We start from the raw sequence: 9464 nt of genomic DNA on the forward strand, positions 1-9464 counted from the left end.
GAATAGAGTACGTCAATGAAGTTTCTAACAAATTAATTTTGTTGGAAACTTTTTTGTGGTTAGTTATGTAAATGCTATAATAAGTTTAGAGAAAACCAAATAATGACTAAAGGAAGCGATTAGAATGATAATTAGAGCATTAGAAAAGAATGACTTACCTTCGATTCATATCATCAATAATGAGCGCGAGATGATGGCTTATTGGTTCGAAGAACCCTATGAGTCGCTCGATGAATTAGAACGATTATATGATAAGCATCTCTTTGATTCTTCTGAAAGACGCTTTGTCATTGAAGTAGCCGGAGAGTTTGTTGGGGTTGTTGAATTAATGGAAATCGATTATATTCATCGTAATTGCGAAATTCAAATTATTGTTATTAAACGATTCCGCGGACAAGGCTTGGCACAAAAGGCTTTACGAAAAGGAATTGAGTATGCTTTCTCGATTTTAAATATGCATAAAGTATATTTAATTGTGGATGTGAACAATCATCCAGCGGTCCATATCTATAAAAAATTAGGCTTTAGACAAGAAGGAACAATGAAAGACCACTTCTATACAAATGGACAATACCGAGATGCCTACTTTATGGGCATCTTGAAAGATGAAGTTGAATTTGAGTATATAAAATAAAAAGATCCACTACTGACCAAAATCAGTAGTGGATTTTTGTTGTATTAAGAATTAATAGAGTTCGTGAATGTCATCGAAGTTCTCACGTTCTTGTTCAATTTGGGCTTTGTTACCTATCACAGCAACCGTTCCCTTATCAATCACTGATCGGAATCCTTCACTTAAGACAGTTAAGTTCGCTTCAGTTGTAGCTAACACTTCTTCTTTAAGTTGAATCACATCAGCTGTCGTACGTCCGACTTGGTGACGAGAGAATGCACGCTTACCTTTGTGGTAAGCAGACAATGGTTGGTCTAAATTACTTAGAGTACCAATGATTGCTTTTAATAAGCTTGCGTCGTCAAGTTGTAGAGCTTCAATAAATTCAGGAATCCCTTGATATGTTTGGATTGTCTTTTTAATATTAGGGTCGCGGTACGAACTTAATTGGAAATCTCCATTTAAGTTGTGACGGAACATTGAACCATATGCGCCACCCTTAACGCGAATGTTATTCCATAAGTAATCGTAACGTAAGAAAGTGGATAGAACGAGAGATGATCCGGAATAAGTCAATTCATTCGTAGCATCCGACGCAAAACCAACATAGTTCACATCTTGAGCAGTAATAAAGGCTTCGTTCTTTTTCTCGCCGGCTTCATACGTTACAGCATCGCCTAAAGACTCACTTCTTAATGAAGCAAAAGCTTCGGTAAATGTTGTTTTCACGTCTTCTAAACGGTTTTCTTCACCAATATAAAGCGCATGGATACGTTGTTTATTTAATAAACGTTCTAACATATTTTGTAATTTTTCACTTAAATCACTCATATCATTGGCTTTAATTTGTTTTAATAGCTCTTTCGTGAAATTAAATTGATCAATCCCGTTAATTAATTCCCCTAATTTGCTGACAGGTTTCACTTGGCTTAAAGCACGTGAAGCAGCAATGACATGAGCAGCGGAGTTAATATCATCTTCAAAATCAGACACATGACGTTGAGTAATATTCAATAATTCAGTTCGGTCAGTAAATTGAGTTCCTGTCATAATTTCATGAATTAACTCAACTAATTTAGTGAATGATGCTTCCAGTGATTTACCTCGCAAAGTAAAGTAAGGTTTGGCTTCGCCAGTCACTGTTTCATAAACAACTACGCCACCGTGAATACCACCCGTGTGTAAGTCAATTTGCGTTTGCAATTCTGCAACAGAATAATTTTCAGTAGGCAAATCACCTAATAATTGACTTAAATAACTTAATAATAAGTAATCTTCCGCTTCAAAGTCAGACACATCAAAGTATAAATCAAGATAATCAATGCCAGAAGTGAATTGGTCCGCGTGATACAGTGTTGTTCCTTCGAATAAAGTACTTTCAGTTAAAGGATAATCTTCTGTTTCAGAGGATAAATCTTCTTTGTCTAATGTCGGAATCGCAGCTAAATCCTCTGCTTTATCTGGAGCTTCTTGACGAGCGATAAGTGCTTGCGTTTGCTCAACTAATGTATCAATTTCTTGGTCAGATAGGCTCGCTTTGTATTCTTGTAAAGTTTTTAATGTTTCTTTTTCAATGGCATCATTTTTTCCAGGTTCAGCTTTTAATACAATGTTCACGCGTTTTGTATTATTTAATAATTTATCTTGAATCAATTGTTCAAAGTAACCTTCTTCAGATAATTTTGCGAGTAAATCCAATTTATCTGAGAATTCTAATGATTCGAATGGCGATAAATCATATAACCAAGTATTTAATGAACTAATTGCGTAAAGAACGCCGCGTGGATTACTTTCTGAGATAGCTGATTCTTTTAAGCGGAAAGTGATTTTATTTAAGGCAGCTTGAATTAATTCTTTTGAGATACCTTCTTTAACTAGGTCAGTTAAAGTGGACTCAACCACTTCTTTAAAGCGGTCCATATTGCCTTTGTCACTGTATTTTGCATCGATTGAGAAGACTGCAGGATAGCCGACTTGGAAGAAATCACCATTAATATCCCCGCCAATTTCAGCTTCGAGTAAGGCTTTCTTTAAAGGCGCTTGATTATTACCGAATAAAATCTCGGCTAACACACGTAAACCGTGTTGTTCTAAGGAATCTGAAGCTGTTGCGGTATGCCAAGCAATTGCTAAGTAATCTTTTTGATCAGGGTCATCACCGTCTGTAATTGAATAGGTTAATTCGACATCTTCTTCCTTAGGTTGAGTCGCTTCAAAAGTTAAATCAACGACTGGCTCATCTAATTGACCTTTGCCATCAAAGTAAGAAGCAAGTAAGTCAAAAGCGTGATCCGTATCTAAATCTCCATACAGAATCGTTAATGAGCTACTTGGATGGTAGTGTTTCTCATGGAAATCAAGAAAAGCTTCTTGTGTTAAAGATGGAATGGTAGATGGCAATCCACCTGATTCGAATTCATACGGTGTTCCTTTGTATAAATACTTTTGAATGGCTGTATATAATTGGCTGTCAGGTGAGGCTGTCGCACCTTTCATCTCATTATAAACAACACCTTTGTAGATTAAATCATCTTCAGCATTTTCTAAATGATAATGCCAACCCTCTTGTTCAAGAATTTGTGGATTTGAGTAAATCAGTGGTTGGAAGACCGCATCTAAATAAACGCTCATCAAATTCGAAAAATCTTTTTGATTCGTTGATGCAACTGGATAAATTGTCTTATCCGAGAATGTCATCGCATTAACAAAGGTATTTAAAGAACCTTTGATTAGTTCAACAAACGGCTCTTTCGATGGGAATTTCTTTGAGCCATTTAAGACCGAGTGTTCTAAGATGTGGGCAATCCCATTATCATCGTAAGGGGGTGTTTTGAAAGCAATTGTGAATGCTTTATTTTTGTCATCATTATCTAAGTGTAATACTTGAGCACCTGTTTCTTCGTGCTCATATAACTTACCAATTGAATGAATATCGTTTAATTCTTTGGTTTCGATTAATTTAAAAGTCATACAATCCTCCATTGTGAAATTTATTATGCTATTAGCATATTTTATCTGGAATTGATACTTAATACAAGGAAAGGGGCCTTTCAAGACAAAAGAAACATCTTAGGAAAATATTTAAATAAAAAGGTATTCAACATTCTAGTAAATTTACCAGAAATGTTGAATACCTTTGTTGTAAAAAAATCAGTTGGAGCCCTTGTTAAGAAAATGGTTATCTCGCACCACCGCCACCTCCTCCGCCGGCACCGCCACCTCCACCTGAAGATGTCGCACCACCAGAACCGCCACTGCCTCCACCAGCGACGACTGAATTAAAGCCACCACTAGAAAGTCCTGTAGACCAATTTTGACGGAAATGCATCGTACTATGCCAGTAATGAGTCGGTGTATAAGTCGTGCTGCTGTCGTCATAAGCTTTTTTCATTGGAAGAATATCTTCGTATTGTTTCGCAATCTTTGTTGCAGCACCACCGATTAGTGCCCAAACTAAAATATTAGATAATTGCTTATCTTCTTGAACATGATCTACTTCAATGTCATCTAAATAAGCGACATATTGTGTAATGTGATTGAATAACTCTTCACCTTTTGGTGTCGATTGAGCAATCGTGATTGTTCGCTTCCAAACTTTGTCTTTAACAACGTTGATATACCCGGCATCTTCTAAATATTCCATCGAACGAGCTTTAAGAATGAGTTCGAATTTCGTTACTTCATCCGCATGTTCTTTCGCCCATTCCATCATAACTGTGGAATCAATTTCACCATGAGAATCCGAAGCATCGAGTAACATGATCCACATAGCGTCCTCAATTGTAGAATCTTCAGGGTTCTTCTCAACCCATTCATCAAAAGTCATTGCCGGTTGTTGTTGATCAAAATCTTTAACATGAATATATGTTGTGTATTTATCACCGAAAAATTTATCAGTCTTAAATGTTTCAATTTCAATGCGGTCTTCACTTAGCCACTTAGTTAAGTAAGCTGCAAAATAGTCTTCAAAGTAACCTGCTTGAAGTTCTTGTAGAAAGAATGCGATATTAGCAATATCATCACCGTATTCAGGAACCACATCGGTTGTCTTACCTTTATTCATTTTTATTCGTTCTGCTCCGGTAACCATAGCATTGTTCTCGCGTTTTACTTTTCGAACTTTGAAGAAATATATCATGATTGCAGTGGAGATACCTAGACCTGGAATAAACGTGATTCCAAATATGAGCCAAAAAATCCAACTACTATCTGATGATGAAGATTTATTGTAAGAGGATCCTTCATTAGCCATCTCTCTTTGCTCCTCAAGCGTCATGTCTACACTTGCGCTAGTATTAAATAAATCCGAAGGAAATTGCAGCAAGACCGTGACATTGTTTCCATCATCGAGTGATTCTTCTGAAGTCCAAACAATTTGATCCCCTTGCATCTGGATATCACCATCAAAGCCGTATCCCCAGAAGTTTGTATTGTCCTGAGATAGGCCGACTGGAGATTCAATCGTTAAAGTTAAATCCTCTGTTGGAATACCTAGGAAGGTGTCAAAGTTCCAAAGTAAACCTTGCCCGTCATTTAAATTCCGGACGACATTAGACAAAGTATAAGTTAGTTGGTAGGTCTTATCCCCGTGCTCACCCATACCCCATACGAGCTCTGTATCATCGTCATCACGAATGATACCGTAGTATCCTTCCTTTTCTTCTAAAGACTGATCTGAGTCCCAAACGGGATTAAAGTTAAATCCTTCCACTGAAAAATTGGATACTTCTGAATCTTGTAAGTTGTTCATCTCAATATATAATTCAGTCCCATCATCAGCCGTCATGTTACGAGTTTCCTCAACAATCGCTGATCCATCTTCTTGAAGTTCCACTGAAATATCAATGGAATGAATTTTATTATCGGCAAATACTTTTTCCCCTTGCAAAGTGAGGGCAGTAGCGAGTATAATACTAAGAGTAAATAAAATACGTCTCATACTTTTTCACATCCTTTTATTTGTATATTCAGTTTACCATATATCAAAAGCCCGACATAACAATAACTAGCGAGCTTTTGAAAAATAATAAAAAAAACTTTTTAAAAAGTGTTGACAAAAGGTATGGAAATATCGTATTATATATAGGTCGTCAAAACGACTCGCTAGCTCAGTCGGTAGAGCAACTGACTTTTAATCAGTGGGTCGCAGGTTCGATTCCTGCGCGGGTCATACTAATCTTATTACTATAATGATTAGTCAATATGTAACAAGCCGGCTTAGCTCAGTTGGTAGAGCATCTGATTTGTAATCAGAGGGTCGAGGGTTCAACTCCTTTAGCCGGCATAACATACACTACATCCTTACTTCGGTAGGGATGTTTTTTTGTGCTTATTTTTATAATCTACTTATAGAAAAAAACTAATTTTTTCTATAAGTAATCATTCAAGTGTATGTATGAGTATTTCGAAAAACTGAAAAGTTGTTCCATAAGTTGTTCCATAATTGACTTACCCAATGTTTTGGATTGTAAATACGTAGTTTATAAGCTCATAAAATTCGCAAATTTGTCTGCAGCATCTTCACGTCTATTTTCAGTAACATGGTCATATATATTCATTGTGGTTTCTATACTTGAATGACCCAATCTTTCTTGGACTTCTTTTATCTCTAATCCTGCCTCGAACAGTAGGGCGCAATGAGTATGTCTAAATCTATGAACATTTAAATGTTTTAGTTTATGGGCTGAAATTATCCGCTGAAGTGCAGTACTAATATAATACAAATTCAGATGTTTATTATGTTCATTTGTAAAAACAAGTTGGCTTGGGCCATTTGTATTAATTCCTAGTTTTAAAAAATCAATTCTCTGTGCTCTTTTCCAATCCTGGAGAATTTTCATCGTAGTGTTATCAATTGATATTGTTCTTTTACTAGCGCTGGTTTTGGGATCTTGGAATATAGTCCCCTCTATTCCTTCAGCTAAAACCCTTCTAACAGAGAGTGTATGATTTACTTCATCGATATCTCTCCACTGTAAACCTAAAATTTCACCACGATGTAATCCAGTGAAAGCTAAAACTCTAAATAATACGAGCTTTATATTATTTTCTGTTTTGCTGATGCACTCAAAAAAATGTATTAGCTCATTTTTTGAATAAAAGGGAGCATCATAATCTTTTTTATGTGTATTTCTTGGACGAATAATCATGCTCATAGGATTTTCAGAACAATAATTTGCACTGATTGCAAATTTAAAAATTCTATTAACAATGCTTACTAACATTGTTGCTTTAGTGTAGGAAGAATACCAATTATTGACAAGATCTTGACACATTTCGACCGATATCATGTCTATGTAATATTTCCCTAACACAGGGAGGGCATGAAGATCTGTCGCTTTTTTTGAATGCTTATATGTTACCTCTTTGACTGTTAATTTGTATTGCTTAAACCACAATCTATAAACATCCTCGAACTTCTGGCGTTTAGGTTTTTTCTTAATTCGACCATGACTATTTTCAAACTCAACCTCTTTTCTTGAGATATATAGTTTTGCTTCTGACAATGATGAAAATCCACGTTTTCTAATTCTTTGTTCTTCACCAGTCAGTGCATTAATGCCTAAATAATGATTTATTTCATATTGGGTTTTTCCATTTATTAATTCATACTGTTCTATCATTTTTTTCTCCTATTCTACGTACCAGCGTGTATAGAAGATATTAAAATTATAATGTGTTAAAAATATTTATCGATGCTATTACATCACCGATTATTGTCGCATCATCTACAGTGTATATCTTATTATCTAAACTATTTTCAGAAATAAAAAGCGCTCTGTCTTTGTCATATCTTAAAAATCTTACAAGTGGTTTTGTTTCACCATCTGGTAGGATTACTACCAGACTCCCGTCTGCTGCATCAGTATAAGATTTTGTTAAAACTAGTGTGTTCTCTCTAATTAATGGATCCATTGATGTATCCTCCTGTTTATAGAATGCTAATTTACTATCAGTAACAACGGGCAATGCGATTTCTATAGATTCGTGACTCACGTTGTAAATTGTAATTTTATTTTGCATTAAATTTAAGGGGTGCTTTGCACTAATAAATCGAGTAGGAGACTAGCCATTAATTGACTAGTCTCCTACTCGATTTAAAATAGTCCTTTTTTCAATATATAAATACTTTAACTGCCATAAGCATACCCTTTTTCCAGTTCGTCTTTACTTGTAGTTATTTCTATTGTGATATGATCCTTTACACCCGATGTATGGGCAAGCTCTGCAATTTCTTCTTTGATTTCCCTAGTCTTGTTTATATCGGAAGAGTCTATAAGAACCGTAACGATAAGGGCATTTTCTTCTCCGTCCAGTGACCAAATGTGAAAATGAGAGAGGTCCTTTACAGCAGGAATATTGTTAATGGAGTTCGCCAGGTTCTCTACGTTTACATTTTCCGGCGAACCGTTCAATAAAATTTTCATTGTACTGAAAAATTCAGGTACAGTTTTATAGAGGATATAGAGTGCTATCAAAATCGATAAGATTGGATCCAATCGATAAGCCTCGGTAAAGTTCATTACGATACTCACAACCAAGACCCCAATCCACCCTAATACATCTTCTAGCATATGCAGGTTCAACATGCCTTCGTTTTTAGATGACCCTTTGCTTAAAATCCAAGCCGCATACCCATTTAACCCAATCGCCACGAGTGAAAGCCAAAACATGCCACTGTAATTAACCGGTTGTGGATCAATCAAACGTGGGATACTTCGGTAAATCATAAAGAATGAGCCACCGATCAGCACTACTCCAGTTATCAGCGCCCCTAATAATGAAAATCGGTTATAACCAAAAGTGAACTGTTCATCTTGCTGTTTTTCTGAGTACCCCTGGAAAAACCAAGCGAAACCAATTGAAATGGAATCCCCTAAATCATGAACCGCGTCGGACATAATTGACACACTATTGAAAAGAGACCCAAAGAAAAATTCAGTTATAGAAAAAATAAAGTTGATAAAAAAAGCAATTTTTATATTTTTCTTCGGTTGATTTTGGTGCGAGTGCTTTTCTTGTTTCTCTGATTTTGAAATTTTAAAAACCTCCATTTAGTTTTATATATTATTTGCTCTTATTGTTCTAGTTCGTTGATATGAGTTAAGACTTGTTCGAGAATACTGAAAACATGAAGATCATCAAGACTGTAAACCATGCTTTTCCCTTCTCTCCTTGCCTTCACTAAACGCGAATCTTTCAATATTTTTAGTTGGTGTGAAATCGCGGACTGTTCCATATCCAATGCAAGCACAATGTTTCCAACACTGAGTTCTTTTTTCTGTAAAAGAAAGAGAATCGACAAGCGTGTAGGGTCACTAATCACTTTGAATAATTTGCTTATTGATTGAATCTTCTCTTTATTGATTGGCGAAGATGTTGATGTATGCATATGCTCTTATTCCTCTCATATGATTTTCCGTTCATATATATAATACCACATGAGTAAAACGATGCGAGTTTTTAGTTTATAGACTAAATTAAGACTTTTGTATTCATAATAGTAGTCCATTTGAACAAGAAGCATCTTGTCTTGACAAAGCTCATACAGTGAGTTAATATGATTTTCTAAACATATGTTTTGTTATTCATATGTAAAACGTAAAGATTCCGATTTACATATGGGACAACTGAAAGGAGTCAGAGACAATGGAAATTACATGAATACTTCTCTTCTTTTAGTGGGAATTTGTGTGATTTAATAAGTAAATGAATGGAAATCAAAGGAATTATATAGGAAGGTGATAAAAATGGAAACTATCGAAGAACAACAATCTCAATAAAAACATAATCACAACCACGACCATGACCATGAACACGGAAAAATGCCAATCGTTTTATACTTTATTGG

At 35.5% G+C, this 9464-nt stretch carries 7 protein-coding genes and 2 tRNA genes; 3 read left to right on the top strand and 6 right to left on the bottom strand.

From position 1 onward, the window contains the following. Window positions 1-124 precede the first annotated feature (124 nt). Window positions 125-634 carry a GNAT family N-acetyltransferase gene (locus tag ACFO5Y_RS02830; RefSeq protein WP_197105108.1) on the top strand — a complete coding sequence of 170 codons (510 nt, stop codon included), beginning with the start codon at window positions 125-127 and terminating at the stop codon, window positions 632-634. 51 nt (window positions 635-685) lie between these two features. On the opposite strand, the gene ACFO5Y_RS02835 is transcribed toward ACFO5Y_RS02830, so the two are convergent. Both ACFO5Y_RS02835 and ACFO5Y_RS02840 read right to left on the bottom strand, forming a co-directional pair. Then, entirely contained in the window at window positions 686-3583 is a 2898-nt protein-coding gene (locus ACFO5Y_RS02835; RefSeq protein ID WP_197105109.1) for an insulinase family protein, read from the bottom strand. 208 nt (window positions 3584-3791) lie between these two features. Next, window positions 3792-5552, bottom strand: coding sequence for a DUF2207 domain-containing protein (locus tag ACFO5Y_RS02840; protein ID WP_197105110.1), 1761 nt, complete (start codon window positions 5550-5552; stop codon window positions 3792-3794). 158 nt (window positions 5553-5710) lie between these two features. On the opposite strand from ACFO5Y_RS02840, the gene ACFO5Y_RS02845 reads away from it, so the two are divergent. Both ACFO5Y_RS02845 and ACFO5Y_RS02850 read left to right on the top strand, forming a co-directional pair. Beyond that, a tRNA-Lys gene (locus ACFO5Y_RS02845) sits at window positions 5711-5783 on the top strand. Window positions 5784-5824: 41 nt separating this feature from the next. Continuing rightward, window positions 5825-5897: transfer RNA gene (locus ACFO5Y_RS02850), tRNA-Thr, on the top strand. Window positions 5898-6093: 196 nt separating this feature from the next. Here the strand turns inward: ACFO5Y_RS02850 and ACFO5Y_RS02855 are convergent. From ACFO5Y_RS02855 to ACFO5Y_RS02870, 4 genes are all read right to left on the bottom strand, one after another. Then, the gene (locus tag ACFO5Y_RS02855; protein ID WP_197105111.1) at window positions 6094-7236 is read right to left on the bottom strand and encodes a tyrosine-type recombinase/integrase; all 1143 of its coding nucleotides are present in this window, start codon (window positions 7234-7236) and stop codon (window positions 6094-6096) included. A 46-nt stretch (window positions 7237-7282) separates the two neighbouring features. Beyond that, a complete protein-coding gene (locus ACFO5Y_RS02860) occupies window positions 7283-7636 on the bottom strand; it encodes a S24 family peptidase (protein WP_231606948.1) in 354 nt (117 codons plus the stop codon). Window positions 7637-7743: 107 nt separating this feature from the next. Then, window positions 7744-8667: a cation diffusion facilitator family transporter gene (locus ACFO5Y_RS02865; RefSeq protein WP_197105113.1), complete on the bottom strand. Its 924-nt coding sequence runs from the start codon at window positions 8665-8667 to the stop codon at window positions 7744-7746. A gap of 23 nt (window positions 8668-8690) precedes the next feature. After that, the gene (locus ACFO5Y_RS02870) at window positions 8691-9005 is read right to left on the bottom strand and encodes an ArsR/SmtB family transcription factor (RefSeq protein WP_068130419.1); all 315 of its coding nucleotides are present in this window, start codon (window positions 9003-9005) and stop codon (window positions 8691-8693) included. Between the last annotated feature and the right edge of the window lie 459 nt (window positions 9006-9464).

The sequence above is a fragment of the Ruoffia tabacinasalis genome, assembly GCF_042652985.1.
In the GTDB taxonomy this organism is placed as follows: domain Bacteria; phylum Bacillota; class Bacilli; order Lactobacillales; family Aerococcaceae; genus Ruoffia; species Ruoffia tabacinasalis.